The 15,135-nt window shown below is 59.6% G+C and carries 14 protein-coding genes; 7 read left to right on the plus strand and 7 right to left on the minus strand.

Features of this window, described 5'->3' with window-relative positions; translation table 11 throughout:
• Window positions 1-59: 59 nt before the first annotated feature.
• The 3 genes from ABNU55_RS00740 to ABNU55_RS00750 are packed head-to-tail and all read right to left on the minus strand — an operon-like array spanning window position 60 to window position 2,529.
• Window positions 60-854 (minus strand): nucleotidyltransferase family protein, encoded by a 795-nt coding sequence (locus ABNU55_RS00740; protein ID WP_290753549.1) that lies wholly within the window; start codon window positions 852-854, stop codon window positions 60-62.
• The gene (locus ABNU55_RS00745; RefSeq protein ID WP_290753551.1) at window positions 851-2,047 is read right to left on the minus strand and encodes a hypothetical protein; all 1,197 of its coding nucleotides are present in this window, start codon (window positions 2,045-2,047) and stop codon (window positions 851-853) included. Before ABNU55_RS00745 ends, ABNU55_RS00740 begins: the two co-directional genes overlap by 4 nt.
• Window positions 2,044-2,529 (minus strand): DUF2141 domain-containing protein, encoded by a 486-nt coding sequence (locus tag ABNU55_RS00750; RefSeq protein ID WP_290753553.1) that lies wholly within the window; start codon window positions 2,527-2,529, stop codon window positions 2,044-2,046. The genes ABNU55_RS00745 and ABNU55_RS00750 overlap by 4 nt, the downstream gene beginning before the upstream one ends.
• A gap of 172 nt (window positions 2,530-2,701) precedes the next feature.
• Here ABNU55_RS00750 and ABNU55_RS00755 point away from each other — a divergent pair, with 172 nt between their 5' ends.
• The 4 genes from ABNU55_RS00755 to ABNU55_RS00770 are packed head-to-tail and all read left to right on the plus strand — an operon-like array spanning window position 2,702 to window position 6,802.
• Complete coding sequence (locus ABNU55_RS00755; RefSeq protein WP_290753556.1) at window positions 2,702-3,847, plus strand: LptF/LptG family permease; 1,146 nt, start codon at window positions 2,702-2,704, stop codon at window positions 3,845-3,847.
• Window positions 3,844-4,896, plus strand: coding sequence for an LptF/LptG family permease (locus ABNU55_RS00760; protein WP_290753558.1), 1,053 nt, complete (start codon window positions 3,844-3,846; stop codon window positions 4,894-4,896). Before ABNU55_RS00755 ends, ABNU55_RS00760 begins: the two co-directional genes overlap by 4 nt.
• Entirely contained in the window at window positions 4,893-5,867 is a 975-nt protein-coding gene (locus ABNU55_RS00765; protein WP_290753560.1) for a diacylglycerol kinase family protein, read from the plus strand. The genes ABNU55_RS00760 and ABNU55_RS00765 overlap by 4 nt, the downstream gene beginning before the upstream one ends.
• On the plus strand, window positions 5,855-6,802 hold the full coding sequence (locus tag ABNU55_RS00770; protein ID WP_290753561.1) for a hypothetical protein: 948 nt from the start codon (window positions 5,855-5,857) through the stop codon (window positions 6,800-6,802). Before ABNU55_RS00765 ends, ABNU55_RS00770 begins: the two co-directional genes overlap by 13 nt.
• A gap of 11 nt (window positions 6,803-6,813) precedes the next feature.
• Here ABNU55_RS00770 and ABNU55_RS00775 read toward each other — a convergent pair whose 3' ends face one another.
• From ABNU55_RS00775 to ABNU55_RS00790, 4 genes are read right to left on the minus strand one after another with little or no spacing between them, the layout of a single operon-like run.
• Window positions 6,814-8,013, minus strand: a complete 1,200-nt coding sequence (locus tag ABNU55_RS00775; RefSeq protein ID WP_348764177.1) for an aminotransferase class I/II-fold pyridoxal phosphate-dependent enzyme — start codon at window positions 8,011-8,013, stop codon at window positions 6,814-6,816.
• A complete protein-coding gene (locus ABNU55_RS00780; protein ID WP_348764178.1) occupies window positions 8,006-8,275 on the minus strand; it encodes an acyl carrier protein in 270 nt (89 codons plus the stop codon). Before ABNU55_RS00780 ends, ABNU55_RS00775 begins: the two co-directional genes overlap by 8 nt.
• A 39-nt stretch (window positions 8,276-8,314) precedes the next feature.
• Window positions 8,315-9,235, minus strand: coding sequence for an NAD-dependent epimerase/dehydratase family protein (locus ABNU55_RS00785; RefSeq protein ID WP_348764179.1), 921 nt, complete (start codon window positions 9,233-9,235; stop codon window positions 8,315-8,317).
• An 11-nt stretch (window positions 9,236-9,246) separates the two neighbouring features.
• Window positions 9,247-10,923, minus strand: coding sequence for a fatty acyl-AMP ligase (locus ABNU55_RS00790; protein WP_348764180.1), 1,677 nt, complete (start codon window positions 10,921-10,923; stop codon window positions 9,247-9,249).
• Here ABNU55_RS00790 and ABNU55_RS00795 point away from each other — a divergent pair.
• The 3 genes from ABNU55_RS00795 to ABNU55_RS00805 all read left to right on the plus strand — a co-directional run bounded on the left by ABNU55_RS00795 (window position 10,910) and on the right by ABNU55_RS00805 (window position 15,126).
• Window positions 10,910-11,320: a hypothetical protein gene (locus ABNU55_RS00795; RefSeq protein WP_290759096.1), complete on the plus strand. Its 411-nt coding sequence runs from the start codon at window positions 10,910-10,912 to the stop codon at window positions 11,318-11,320. The two genes, ABNU55_RS00790 and ABNU55_RS00795, sit on opposite strands and share 14 nt — an antisense overlap.
• Before the next feature lie 456 nt (window positions 11,321-11,776).
• Window positions 11,777-12,589 carry an SDR family oxidoreductase gene (locus tag ABNU55_RS00800; RefSeq protein ID WP_290759099.1) on the plus strand — a complete coding sequence of 271 codons (813 nt, stop codon included), beginning with the start codon at window positions 11,777-11,779 and terminating at the stop codon, window positions 12,587-12,589.
• Between the two features lie 170 nt (window positions 12,590-12,759).
• Complete coding sequence (locus ABNU55_RS00805) at window positions 12,760-15,126, plus strand: TonB-dependent receptor (RefSeq protein WP_290759101.1); 2,367 nt, start codon at window positions 12,760-12,762, stop codon at window positions 15,124-15,126.
• Window positions 15,127-15,135 lie beyond the last annotated feature (9 nt).

The raw sequence follows: 15,135 nt of genomic DNA on the forward strand, positions 1-15,135 counted from the left end.
CCGGCCCGACAGGCTGCCGGACCTTGCCATCCGTATGTCTGCCCTGGTTGTCCTCTCCGTCATTCAAGGGTCCTCGCACGGATGATTGTGCGGACAAGCGACAGGTCCTCAGGCTTGTCGACATCGATTGCGGCTTCTGCAAACGGCATCATGACGGGGCGGACCGTGCAGTCCAAGCGCTGCGAGAGTATACGGAAAACACCGTCAAAGTTCATGCCGGGACGCAATATTCGCAACATGCCGATCAGTCCAAATCGTCTTGCAATGCGGACCGGGTGCTTGCGATCCGCCTCAGCCTCGCGCCAGAACCGCACCGCGTTTAGGGCGGCAGGCGTTCTCGCGAGAAAGAGATTGCAGCCTGACACCTTTCGTCCGCCAACCGGGAAATAGGTGCGCGATGCCTGCGGATAGGCCGCTTCGATGACAGTCTTGCTGGCAAGACCCACCGTCAGGTCTGCGCCCGAAGCCAGGGAGGCGTCGATAAAGCTGTCGATCATCTCAGGCGTCAGCAGCGGATGGTCGCATGTCGTGATGAGGACCGGATAGCGGTCGAGGCTTTCCAGGCAGGAGAGAACGGTGGAGGCCGGTCCGTCTCCGGCCGGCAGGTAGACGAGGTCGCCATATGCCGCCGAGCTGGCGAGGCGTTCGCGCGTAAGCGGGTGGGCGCCGGCTATGTGACAAGGGGCGGTAATCCGGCTTTCCGAGAGTGCCCCCAGCACACGGTCGAGCATCGCGATACCATCGATCTTGATCTCGGCCTTGCTTGCGACATCTTCAGCTTCGCGCAGCGCGCTTGGGCCGCCGCGTTCCCCGGCAAGCACAAGGGCCTTGATGTCGCCCCCGGAAATGCTCACAGCCCCTCCAGGCGCCGTTCATAGATGCGGTAGGTCTTATAGCGTTCACAGTTCTGGAGGCGTGTGAGGCCGATCAGATCCTCATTGTCCTCAAGTACCCAGGAAAGCTCGATGTCGCGAACACCGCGGGCGTGCTGGGCGGCGATGGCTGCATCGGAGGCGGCGGCGAAAGCGGCCAGCCCGCGCCTTGTCTTGTGATGGCCCTTGCGCACGCCTGCGAGCGGTATGCGTGCTGACGCCGGTCCCTTGAGCTTCAGGCCCTTTAGCAGCTGGACCCAGCCGAACGGCAACAACCGCCCGTCGAGACCATCCACGACCTCATTGATGTTGGGCACGACAAGCGTAAACGCCATCGGCGTATTGTCGACAGAGGCGATCCAGACACTGTCCTCTCGCAAAAGGGGACGAAGCTCGCTGGCCATATGCCGGATCTGGGCATCGCCAAATGGCACGAACCCCCAATTGTCGGACCAGGCATCATTGAAGATGTCGAGGACGAGCGCGACTTCTTCCTTGAAGCGCGCATGGGAAATAGGCCGGATCGAGATCCCTTCGTCGCGCTGAGCGAAGCGGACCAGGCGTTCGGTCATCGGAAACCGGTCATAGATCTCGCCAAGTCGGCAGATATAGGCGTGCATGTCCATCGACTTTTCAAAGCCGAGGGCTTCCAGCGTGCTGGCATAATCGGGCCGCCCGTGACCCATCATGATCATCGGGGGCGTATCGAAGCCTTCGACAAGCAGACCGCATTCTTCATTCACACTGAAATTGAACGGCCCGGCCATGCGCGTCATCCCGCGCGCGCTCAGCCACCGGGCAGCGGCCTCGATCAGTGCTTTCACCAGGTCCGTGTCGGGCTCCAGTGTATCGAGGAAGCCAAAATGTCCGCATGCGGGATCGTGACGTTCCAGATGGGCGTGGTTCACCAATGCGGCGATCCGGCCGACGGGTGTGTCTCCACGCCAGGCCACGAAGAGCTGATGGTCCAGAAGGGCAAGGCCCGGATTGGATTTTGGCTCAAGCTGCGCCTTTCGCTCAAAACGAAGCGGGGCGCGCCAGGTCTCAAGGCTGCGATAGGCGTCATACGGCAGGTCCACGAAGGCCTGGCGCCCGCGCGCGCTGGTGACCGGTTCTATCCTGAGCGCTGATACCCCAGCAGGTTCAGCCAGCCCGGCCGTGCCCGAAACACTCATTCGCGAAGGTCCAGTGTCACCTTCGTACCCTCGGCGCCCACATCAAAGGCGGCGTCTTCAAACTTTGGAAAGCCAAACGACAGTTTCTTGTTATTGGAGAGCGCAAAGGGCTCTGCCGGCATCCGGTTCCACTTCTGGTCAAGATCGCGGTCTGCATCCTTGTCGTGATAGGCTGCCAGTGCATAGGTGCCGGGCTTGGCGATATCGAAACAGACGGTCTGGCGTCCATCGCCCGCAGGTACGCGGATGCGGTGCAGGCGGGATTCCTTGCGCAGGAAGTCGCGTTTGCTGGGCTTATAGAGCTCAACTGTCAGAATGCCGACCGGTTTGACGCCCGTGACCTCGACCTTGATCTGCATATCGGATGCGCCGCATTCAGCGCTGCTCTCATAGGGGCGGATGTCGAGGCTTGGCGCTGGCGATCCGATCGCAGGCAGTTGTGCGATGGCGAGGGTCGATATCGCGATAAATGACACTATCATTGCGACCTCTTGTTTCACAAATCTGTCTCAAGTCTAGTATGTCTCCGGGCAATGCTACAGGCATGGTTGCAGTTGGGCCTGCGCTCAAGCCTGTCGTGAGGCGCACCGAGACACTAGAAGCGAACGTCTTTCTAATAGGGGCAAAGGTATCAGCGGGCTGATTCACAAATACTTGTTGACCGAATGCCTGAGGCTGTTTGCGAGCCTCTGCGGGCTTGTGCTGTCCATCCTGCTGATCGAACGGCTCATCCGTATTGTCGAAGTGGTCGCCGATACGGAAAACGGTGCCCTGGTCGCGGTCAGCATCATCGTCAACCTGATCCCGCACTACCTCCAGCTCGCGATCCCGGCGGCGCTCTTCCTTGCGATGATCATCTCGATCGACCGGTTGAGCCGGTCTGGCGAGCTGGTGACGATGCTGTCTGCGGGCCTGTCGCTGAAACACCTCTCGCGGCCATTCTTCCTTCTGGCTGGCGCCGCTGCCCTCGCCAGCCTGATCATATCCGGCTTCCTGCAGCCGCTTGGCCGCTACAGCTACCGCCAAACCATCAACGGCATTCAGACCCAGTCTTTTGAGGCCGCCTTTCAGGAGGGCCGCTTCGTCCAGATCGACAACTACACGGTGTGGACCGAGTATCGGGACTTCGGTGGCAGCACGCTTGGGCCCACATTTATTCTGGAAACGAGGCCCGATGGCAGTGAGCGATATATATCCGCGCCCTCGGGTGAGCTTCTGCAATCCGAGCATGGAACCGTGGGGCTCGTCCTGGAGAACGGGCGGGGCGCGACCTTGCTGCCACCCGACATGCGCGACGACATGGAGGCGCCCGGCCTCTCCTTTGATCGCATTCGCTGGCCTGTCGAACCGCGGACCGCCAGTTTCCGGGCCCGGGGCAATGACGAGCGCGAGCTCACGATCTTCGAGCTCGGCGATGTATCGGCCTTTCCCAATGTCGAGCAGTCCGCCGCCAGTGCCTCTTTCCATGACCAGCTAAGCCGCAGCCTCCTGATTCTCATCCTGCCGGTCCTCGCTTTCCCGTTAGGCGTCAATCTTGGCCGCCGCGCTCGCGCTGGTGGGATTGTGCTCGGCGTCATGACACTCCTCATTGTGCAGAAGGCGCTCGAATATGGGTTTCAGACCGCCAGCACCGGCGCGATACCGGCATGGGCGGGCTCATGGCCCATCCTTGTCGTCACGCTTTGTGCCGGGGGATATGCATTCTCCCGCGTCGCAGGCGAATCCATCCTCAAGCCCGACCGTGCGCCCAGTGCCCGCAATAAGGATCTCGCCTTCACGTCTGTAAGTGAGGAGGCATGAAACAGGTCAGCTTGTACCTCTCGCGGCTCTATCTCGGCCGACTCGCAGCGGTCGCGTTCGCGGTACTGACGCTGGTGAGCCTGCTGGATTCACTTGGCAATAGTGAACTCCTGCCAGCCGATGCCGGCTTCACGGACCGGCTGCGCTTCGTGGTTCTGCGCCTGCCCCTCATTTTCGACAGCACCTTCGCCATCATTATCTTCCTGTCTGTGCTGGTGACCTATCTTTCGCTCATCCGGCGCAATGAGGTGGTCGCCCTCTTCGGTACGGGCATGTCGGTCTTTGGGCAGCTGCGCTCGCTCGGCCCTTGCCTATTCGCTGTCGGCGCTCTGAGCGCCCTGATCGTCACGCTTGTCAATCCACCGGCCGCGCGCAGCCTGACCGACTGGCTGGGACCTGAAGCCCTCATGGAGCAGGCCCGTGAGGAGCGGGTGATATGGGTGTCAGAACCCGACCAGCTCGTCCGCCTGGGGGATGTCACCGAGAACCAGATTGAGAACCTGACCTTCTTTGTCCTGTCGCCGGCAGGCTATGTGGAATCGGTCAGCCGGGCCGAGAGCGCCACCTACGAGACAGGGGCATGGACGCTTTCGGGGACAGAGGTGGTGCAATCGCTGGACGGCGAGGCCGCCGCACCCCGCTCGTGGACCACACGGCAGACCCCGGACAGCCTGTTCAAACTGCAGACCAATCCGCGTTTCCTGTCGGTCCCGGACCTCCTGCAGCTCTACGACCTCCGCGGCTCCGGCAGTCGGCCTTCAAGCGCCTATCTTGTCTGGCTGATAGACCGCCTCAGTATGCCGATTGTGGCGCTTGGCCTGCTTCTCCTGGCGGTGCCGCTTATGCAGCGCGCAGGCCGCCGCGAAACGGGGGAAATCTCCGCAGTGATCGCGCTCGCCATTGGCTTTGTCTATCTTGTCGCGGACGGCATTTTCACGACGCTGGCTGAAAGTGGAGCGATCAGCGGCTGGGCTGGCCAGCTGGTGCCGCTCACCGCGCTGATCTTTGTCGGGCTCTGGCTCACCTTGCGGACCGAGGAAGCCTCGTGAAGGGCCGGTGCGCCCTGGTCGTTAACACGCGTAGCCATCTCGTTTCCCGCAAGGGGTCAAGGCTGGAGACGCTGGCGGGCAAGGACACCTCCCTGCCTCTCGTCCATTTCGAAGCCTCATCGAAGTTTGATGAGGCCATCGGAAGGCTGGTGCAGGAGGGGTGCGACACCTTCCTCATCGAGGGCGGGGACGGAACGGTGCTGGCTGTCCTTACAGCCTGCTACAATTTTGACCCGGCCTGTCTGTCTCGCTTGCGGTTTGGCATTCTTGCCGGTGGCAGCACAAATCTTGCCCATGAACGGCTGGGTCTTCGCCGTCCCACAGTGGACAAGCTTGCGCGCCTTGCGAGCGCGACGGAGGCATTGGCGTGCGCGCCCCCCGTCCTGACCAGCCAACCTGCTTTGATTGTCGAAGCCGACGGCCTGCCGCGCCCGCTTGTCGGTTTCCTCCTCTCTACGGGGGCGCTGGCGCTCGCTATGGACCATGTTCAGCACCATATGTTCGGCTCGGGCCGGCGGGGCCCCGCCGCGATTGCGTCCTCGCTCGTAAAGCTCGTTGCGCGCCCGCATCATTACCTTGCAGAGGACGGTGAACCTCTCCTGCGGCCATCGCGGTTTTCGCCGGGGGAGGGCGGGCGATGCCTGCCAGACGGCGCACATGGCTTTCTGCTCGCCTCTACCCTGGACCGGCTCTCGCTCGGCCTTTCGCCGTTCTGGGGCGACACCGAGGAGGGCGCGCTCCAAGTGACCTATGCCCCATGGCCTCTGAAGAGATTGCGTCCCGCACTCTTAAGGGTCGCAACAGGATATGGACTGTCGTCCCTTGAGGCCCGCGGCTATCGCAGCTTTGCCTCTGATGCCTTCGATTTTACCGTGCATAGCCCCCTGATGCTGGACGGCGAACTGCTGGCGCTGGACCAGCCCACTTCTGTCCGTGTAAAGACGACAGGAGACCTTCAGTGGATACGATGAACCAGACCGAGATTCTGACAGCCTTGAAACGCCAGATACGGCGTGAGCAGGAAGCGCTGCCGCCTGCCGCCGTGCAAATGGCAGAAGCCATCCAGACAAAGCATGGCGGTTGTATCAGAGCGTTCCTCTATTACGGCTCCTCCCGGCGCGAGGGCCAGGTCTCCACCAAGATGCTCGATTTTTACGTGTTGGTGGATGCCTATCGCGACATTCATGGGCGGGGCCTCAAACAGCTTGCGAGCATCCTTGTTCCGCCAAGTGTCCACTATCTGGAGATACGCTCGGAGACAGGTGAGATCCTGCGCTGCAAGTATGCCGTGATGAGCGAGCGGGCCTTTCACCGGCGCACATCCGGCGGCGCATTCGAGTCGATGCTCTGGGGACGGTTTGCCCAGCCTGTCCTGATAAAGGCTGATACGGAAGCGCGTTACGAAAAACTGGTCGGCACGCTTGCCGGCGCGTGTCTCCATCTCGCCATGGAAACACTGCCTCTGTTGCGTTCACCGTCGGAGATTGATGAGCTCTGGGCGCGCGGACTGTGCGAGAGCTATCGCACCGAGCTGCGGCCTGAAACGCCAATGGCCCGCTCACGCGAACTGGTCGCCCGTTTTGACGGGCGCTATGGCGCACTGACCGACGCCATTTTCGGTGGCGGCCAAGAGGGACGCAGGGCCGCAATTGCGCAGACCGGCTGGCTTGATCGTCAGAGGGCGCGTCTTCGCTGGGCCGCGCGCCGGATACTTGGCAAGGTGATGGCAGCCACGCGCGTCCTGAAAGCAGCTTTCACTTTCGACGCCGGGCTCGACTATATCCTTGAAAAGATCGAAGGCCACTCAAAGGCGCGGATCAAGGTGACGGAGAGCGAGCGGCGTCATCCGGTGCTGCATTCGCCTGTTCTGGCCTGGAAGATCTTTCGTGCGCGGGCCCTACGCTAGGCAAGCTGGCTTTAGCCGCGTTCAAGACGGGCAAATGTCTCGATGATCTGCGAGATATCGGCCTCTGTATGAGCGGCCGACACGCTGAGGCGCAGAAGCGACATGGCGTGCGGTGTGGCTGGTGGAACGGCGAGGTTCACATAGATGCCGTCGCGCAGCAGGGCATTCCATTGCGCGATTGCGGTTTCCTGGTCCGGCCGGGGCAGGGCGATAACCGGGCCAGGCGCGGAGGCAGGCTCGAACCCCGCCGCCGTCAGCCCCGCGTGGAGCTGGTGTGCTCGCGCCCAGAGGTTTTCGCGCAGCTCCTGCCGTGTCCTGATTTCATTCAGCGCGGCATGGGCCACCGCGACATTCGATGGAGAGCCGGAGGCGGTGAACAGATAGGGCCGGCTCATCAGGCGTATGACTTCGAATGCATCATGGCGCGACACACAGAACCCGCCAATCGAGGCGAAACTCTTGGAGAATGTCCCCGACAGGAAGTCGATCTTGTCGAGAACGCCCTGCGCTGAGGCCACGCCGCGGCCTGCATCGCCATAGCAGCCGACCGAATGGGCCTCATCGACATAGAGATAGGCGCCGTTGCGGTGGGCGACATCGACAAACTCGTCCAGCGGGGCGACATCGCCCAACATCGAATAAAGCCCTTCAACAACAACCATGCGTGCGCCCTCTTCGGGAAGTCTGGCCAGCCGGCGTTCGAGGTTTTCGGGATCATTGTGCCGGAACCGGATCGTGGTCGCCTCGCTGAGGCGGCAGGCGTCGTAGATGCATGCATGGCTGTCGGCATCGATCAGCAGATGATCCCCCTTGCCCGCCAGCGCGCTGATTGCCGCAAGATTAGCCTGATATCCGGTCGTGAAGATGAGTGAAGCGGCCGCGCCGAAATAGGCTGCGAGGTCACGTTCGAGCGCCTCGTGGAGGCCGTATGTGCCATTGGCGAGCCGGCTGCCCGTTGTTGCCGTGCCATGTGTTTCGAGTGCATCACGGGCCGCATCGAGGCATGGCTCTGAATGGGTAAGGCCGAGATAGTTGTTCGAGCCCGCAAGCAGGATTTTTCTGTCGCCTATACGTGCTCGGGTCGCCGACAAAATCTCGTCGAAGCGCAGCCCGAAAGGCTGTTCGCCCGCCGACATGACCGCTTCGCGGCGCGAAAAAAGCGTGTCGAACTTGCGGAAGATCGAAGGCGCAGCCTGCATATCATCAAACATGAAGCTGTTGCTCCACAGCGCCGGCGAGTTCGCCGATCGTCTGGATCTCAGAGGTTGTCTCCATGGGCAGGCTGATGTCGTAGAACTCCTCAAGCTCCATCACCACGTCGAACACATCGACCGAATCGATCTCGATGTCCGAACCGATCTTCATATCTTCGGTGATGGCGGTCCCAGGCGCCAGGAAGGGCGTCATGGCCTCCCGGATGCGCAAAATGATGTCGGCTTTATCCGTGCTGACCTTGTCTCCAGTGTGATTCACGCCCGCTCCCTCGCGCACAGCCTTGCCCATTAGTTGACTTCATTTCGGCCCATTTCCGCCGAGATGCAAGAAACAGCGACTGAGCGTCTGGTGCAATGGGGAGGGTGCATCCACAAGTGTATCACTCTGCCATTCGTGCTGCAGTAGCTCATTTGCTTTCCCGATGGAGAGGATCAGCGGCTTTCTGGTGATTTGCGACAGTAAGCTCGCGCAAAAGCCCGAGCCCCTCACGAGCGCCCGCGGTAGTCCGATGCAGCGGACCTTGCGTCCGGTTGCCTCTTCACCAGCCGCCGCGACATCGGCCCAGCTTGCCGAGCGCCCGCTACAGGGAGAGACGGTAACGCGCTGTTCCTCAGGCGGCAGGATCGCCATCGTCAAGATAAAGCGCGCAAGATCGTCGACGTCGATCCAGGAGAAGACAGAGCCATGCGGGCCGCCGGGGCAGGGTAACCAACCTCGTTTAAGAAGCTGCATCACATCCCGCGTTGCACTGTCGCCCGGGCCGAGGACAGCAGGCGGGCGAAGGGTGATGAGCTTCATGTCGCCCGCCAGCGCTTGTGCGGCTGTCTCTCCCAACGCCTTCGACCAGGCATAGGGTGAGACGCCCGGCCGGGTCGCTGCCAGCGAAGAGACCAGTATAAAATCCTGAACGCCCGCACGCTGCGCGGCAGAGACAAGCATTGCGGTCGATCGGACATTGGTGGCGTGAAACTCATCGCGCCCGAGCGCGCGGGTGAGGCCCGCAAGGTGGATGACCGTGTCTGCCTCCGCCACGAGAGCTTCAAGATCCTCCTGGCGGGTTATATTGCCTGTAATCCACTCGATCCCGGCGGTATCTCGCAGCTCGCGCCCTTTCTTCGGGCGGATGAGGCATTTCAGTCTGTGGCCTGCTGCGGCCAGGCGTTCAATGAGGGCCCGGCCAGCGAAACCAGTCGCCCCGGTGATGGCGATCGTTTGCATAACCTGCCGTATCAGCTTTCGCCGTGCGCAACCTCGAACCCGTGGTCGAGAAATTTCTCCCGGGCGGCCGAGCGGCTGAGTTTACCTGAGCTTGTGACCGGCAGGGCGCGCGGCGCAACCAGCACGACTTCGACCGGCGCGCCGGTCGCTGTACGGGCTGTGCGGGCAATGTCCCGGCGCAGGGTTTCGCGCTCCTCTTCGTCACGGCTGCGGCACTCAGCCAGAAGGACGATGCGGTCGCCAATCACGAGCTGGGACGCGTCGAACACCACGCAGCGTGTAATACGGCCTTCAGAGGATTCCTGAACCGACCATTCGATGTCCTGCGGCCAGATATTGCGGCCGTTGAAGATAATGAGGTCTTTCCAGCGTCCGGTTACGACAAGCTGTCCATCGAGCCAGTAGCCAAGGTCGCCTGTGTTGAACCAGCCATGTTCATCGGTAAGGGAAGTGACGCCGGTGCCGGCCCGATAGCGGCCTGCGGCGATGCTGGGACCGCGGACTTCAATCCGGCCGATCTTGCGTTCATCGAGGTACTCGCCGCGGGTAGAGCAGATGCGCACATCATGGCCGGGGATAGGTTTTCCGCAGAGCACGAAGTTTCGGACCTTTTCCGGCGGGCAGTCCGTAGGGGCGCAGCGGACCTCGTCGTCAAAACGCAGCGCGACGGCGTCCACCCGGTCGCTCCGCAAGCCTTCGCCAAGCGGCGCGAAGGAGACCGCCAGCGTGGCTTCGGCAAGGCCGTAGCTTGCCACAAAGGAAGAGGCATCGAACCCAGCTTGGGCGAATGTGTCCGCGAAGGTCTCCAGAATGCTTTTCTGGACCATGTCGCCGCCAATTCCGGCCGCGCGCCAGGTGGAAAGATCGATGTCTTCACCACGATATCGACGGGCGCAGAGGTCATAACCGAAGCTTGGGCTGTAAGAGAGTGTCGCGCGACGCTGGCTGATCAGCTTCAGCCAGGAGATTGGCCGGCGGGCAAAGTCGGAGGTCTTCAGATAATCGACGGAAAGCTGCGACATCAGCGGCGCTATGAAGAAACCGACGAGACCCATGTCGTGATAGAGCGGCAGCCAGGAGACGGCCCGGTCGCCATCGCGGACTTGAAGACCGTGACGGGTAATGGCCTTGCAGTTTGCAACCACGCTCGATTGGGTTGCGTAAACGCCCTTGGGATCAGACGTGCTGCCAGAGGAGAACTGGATGTAGCACGGATCGTCCGCTGCCCATGGCCGGAGCTTGACCTCCGGACGCGCGGGCCATTTTGAGGCTTCCATGGGGCGGATGAAGCTTTCCTCGCTCTCACCGGCTTCATATATTGAAAGAAGGTGTTCCGGTACCAGCGCGGCCGTTAGCGAAGCGGCTTTGCACAAACGGTTGAAGCGGTCCCGGTAAGCATCGCGTCCGCCGAATGACGGCGGCAGGCTTATGGGAGCCGGGAGAAGCCCCGCATACTGGCAGGCCGTGAAGGCAATGATGAAGTCCGCAGAAGTTTCAGCGACGAGACCGATATGGGACCCGCGCGGGTATTCTGCAGCTAGTGACCGGGCAAAATCCTGCGCTCGCTGGCGCAATGCAGCGTAAGAAAGTCTATGGCTGACGTCGCCTTGAGCGTCATTGAATGTCAGTTCTTCAACGCCGAGCGCGGCATAATCAATGGCTTCAGGTAGCGATTTGAAACTCGCCAATTGTCTTAGCAATGATTACCCCCTGATGATGGAGTCGCGCGGTTCTGCAGCGTTCCGTAATCTGTCAACGGACCTTGATCTGTGTCTGCGTTACAAAAATGTCAAATTCGGAACGCTGCTTGGCGCCGCAGGAAAGGCTGATGGCGGCGTATTGATCACTATTTTCAAGCTCGCTGCTTCTTCGATAATCCGTATTTACAGAAAAATCAAAACGGTCGCTTTGAGCGATTCGCCATCCTGTCGGCTGTATGAGGCAGTTGACGACGAGAGGGCAGAAAATGTTCGTCTCAGCATCTGCGATGGAGCCCTGGAGGCGCCTCGAAGTGTTTCTTGGTCAGCGCCGCAGCATGGCGGAGGCCATGAAAATTCTCTGATAATGAGAAAAATGACGAAATGAGACTGGAGGAATGTGGCCAAAGTAAAACAAACATTCTACATATATTCTCGTTGGGAGATTGCCGGTCAGCACTTGGTGGCATGCTGGTCTCAGCGAGTTCCCTAGCGATGTTCGTGCTCGTCTGGCTTTGGATGGGTAGCGCTTCATCAGTGCGTGAACGTTATGCCTGCAGATGCTGGCTTATTTCCGACCGCTCTTGTCGTCTCCTCCGGGCGGCTTGGGTTCGAACTGAGCGCCCGCCTTTTTAGCTCTTGGCTAATATTGGCGGGCGTCTTTTTTATGGCCGGAAGACACGGTGGCGACCTTGGAGCTGGGTGTTCGTTGACCAAAATAAAAATGAATGTACTAAATCGGTGCCCTGATTTACTGCCAAGTTTATCGCAACGTCTGGCTTCCCTGCCAGTGTGCAAATGAAGCTCGGACCGGAGGGCGCCGACCAGAAACTGAGGAAACACCATGAAACTGTCTGGTAAAGTCGCGCTGGTAACAGGTGTCAGCCCTAATATTGGTGGCGGCATCGTCGAGGAGTTATGGGCTGCGGGCGCGCGAATCGTGGCGGTCGATGCCAATGCTGAGAACGCAGAAGACTGCGCGAACTATATCAATTCTAATGGTGGGCAGGCGCTGGCCATTCAGTGCGACGTCACGGATGAAGCACAAGTCGTTCAGGCGGTGGGGCGGGCCGTCGAGCATTTTGGGTCAATTGATATACTCGTCAACAATGCGGCCTTCTTCAATCAGAAGGGCGTGCTCGACATGAGCTATGGCGAATGGCAGGCGCAGACAGGCGTTATTCTCGATGGCGCCTTCCTGTTCACAAAATACGTGGCGCAGGCGATGATCGCTGAGCAGAGAGCCGGCTGCATAATAAATATTATTTCCACGGCGGGTCATCAGGGGCAGCCTGACAATGTCGCATACTCGACCTCGAAAATGGGCCTGATGAATTTTACCAATTCTGTAGCTATGGAGCTTGCGTCCAGAGGTATCAGGGTGAACTCGTTGACGCCGACGGCGACCGATCCTTCAGAGGCGGTTGAACGGGCGCGTCGGTGGGGGCGTGACGTCTCCGCCGATCCCGCAATGGAGGCGTTGATGGTTCAGTTTTCCGATCATGTCCCGATGAAAAAGCTTCCGAAGCCAAGCGACTATGGCAAGGCGGCGGTCTTTCTCGCTTCGAAAGATGCGGCGATGATTACCGGAACGGATCTGAGGGTCGATGCAGGCGCAGTGTCCAAGTACTGGGCGTGGGATCCAGCGAAGGGCTGAGGCCTGCACTCCCTCGCGTCGATGGGGTTCCCGAGCGGTGCTTGTGCCGATTTTTCGCGATATTTGAGAAAAAACGATCGTTTGAAACAATTGACCTATTGTTGGGGAGGGCGCGGGCATATTAAAACGCTGTTTCTAAAAAAGTGAGCTTCTTGGGAGGAAGTCAGAAGATGAAACGGTTCAACAGAATTAGTGTGTCTAAGTCCGCCGTATCGGCGCTGGCATTAGGTTTTGTCGCTTCGGATCTTGTTGCGATGGCGCAAGATGCTGAAGTGGCCCCAGACAGCACAGCCGACGTCATGCAGCCGGACGAAGACGAAGCGAGACAGCTTGGCGTCGTCTATGTGAGCGCGCGCAAGCGCGACGAGCGCGAGATTGACGTACCGGTCGCGATTTCCGCTTTGCCGGCCGTCGAGCTTGAGCAGCGCGGACTATCCAATCTCACTGAAATTGCTACGGCTGTGCCCGAGTTGAAGATTGCGGAAAACACAATCGGCTACGGCGGCAACCTGACCATGCGAGGCGTCTCAAGCGCCACATCCACGGCCTCGGTAGAACAGGCCGTGACGGTGAACATTGACGGTATTCCCGTGTCCTATGCCGGTATCGTCAAGCTTGGCCAGTTCGATCTCGGGCAGGTCGAAGTGTTGAAGGGGCCGCAAGCGCTGTTTTTCGGCAAGAATTCCACCGCTGGTATCGTGTCGCTCGTATCGGCCCAGCCTACTGAAACATTCGACTATCGTCTCCGCGGCGAATATGAATTCGAAAGCGAGCAGTATGCTGGAGAAGCGTTTGTCTCCGGTCCTCTGTCGGAAGGAGTCCTCGGCCGGCTTGCGGTTCGCTATTCCGATGCGGAAGGCTGGCTGGCGAATGAGGTGCCAAGTCCTTCGGTCAAACCCGGCGCAGTACCACCAAAGAACAACACGGGGCCGGCTTCGGAGGAGTTCCTTGCCAAGGGCAGCCTGTATATCGAGCCGAGTTCAGCCTTTCTCGTGAAGCTCATCGGAGGGTATGCCGAGACAGAAACAGACGGAAATTATCTTACATCCCAGCGCATCTATTGCCCTTATGGTAACCCTCAAGGGCCGTTCGCCTTTGCTGGTCAGGATTGTTCGGCGAATGATGTCACGACGTCTGCAGACTTGCCGCCCGCATGGGCGAACCTTGATAGCCGGTTCCCTTCCGATGGTGTTCCGTACACCCGAACGAAGCAGCAGGTACTCATCGCTGATGTAGATTATCAAATCACGGATGACCTAGAATTCAACTCAATCACCGGCTTCTACAATGTCAATCTGGACGCATCGGACCACGTGTCGAACGGCGCGGTTCCATTTATCGGCTTCGCATCCAGCATTGAAAAGACCACCTATTCGCAAGAGTTCCGTCTTTCGAATGATGCGAATAACCGCTTCTCCTGGATGATCGGCGCGTTCCTCCAGGATGATGAATATCTTGAAGACCAGTCGACAGTGGTTGGCGTTCTGCGACCGAGCGCCGACTTCCGCATCACAGGCGACACGTTCTCCCCCTTCGTGCAACTTGGTTTCGATCTTACCGACAAGCTGAGCATCACCGGCGGCGTTCGCTATTCGGATGAGACAAAGCAGCAGCAGATCGGCAACGGTCAGTTCGAAGGTCTGTATCCGACGGAGATCAGCTTCGAAAACTGGTCACCCGAAGCGACCCTTTCTTATGCTGTCACACCGAATGCAAATGTATATTTTGCCTATAAGGAAGCGTATAAATCTGGCGGCTTTCAGACTGAACACGTTGCCATTCCAGCAGCTCTCGCGGCTGGCACCAAGTTGGACAACTCTTTCAAGGAAGAGCAGGTGGAAGGCTTTGAAGTGGGGGGCAAGGCCTATCTCCTTGACCAGAGCCTGCGGGTTTCAGCGGCAGCTTACCAATTCGAGTATACAGACCTGCAGCTTGGCAGCTTCGACTCCGTGCTGGTCGCCACGATTATCAGCAATGTTGGTGCGGCCACCTCAGAGGGTGCGGAAGTGGATTTCGAATACAGGCCGGTCGCGCTGGACGGTTTCCGGCTGAACGGAGCACTTGCCTACAATAACTCCACCTTCGATGAATACGCTCCGAGCTGCTATAATGGTCAAACGGCCGCGCTAGGATGTGATGTCGCGACTGACACCAATGATGTGTCCGGCGAGCATCTTCCGCGCGCTCCGGAGTGGAGTGCTGCACTTTCGGGCGCCTATGAAGGCTCGCTTAGCCCTGGATTGGACTATCGGATCAATGGGGGTCTCCAGTATAGCGGAGAATACGAAGGCAACTCCGACGTCATTCCGAACTCATCGCAGGACAGCTATGTCACCTTCGACGCAGGCTTCGCCCTCATGGACAAGGATCGGGTTTGGGAGTTGGCTCTGATCGGCCGTAACCTGTCCGAAGAGTACTGGGTGGCAAGTTCCTATCAGGTTCCCGCAACCGGTAGCGATACGGTTCTTTCGGACATTGGTGGCACCGTCAGCCGCGGCCGTCAGCTGATGCTGCGACTGACCTATCATCCACAATAAACAGTCAAT

Source organism: uncultured Henriciella sp. (assembly GCF_964005855.1).
Classification (GTDB): Bacteria; Pseudomonadota; Alphaproteobacteria; order Caulobacterales; family Hyphomonadaceae; genus Henriciella.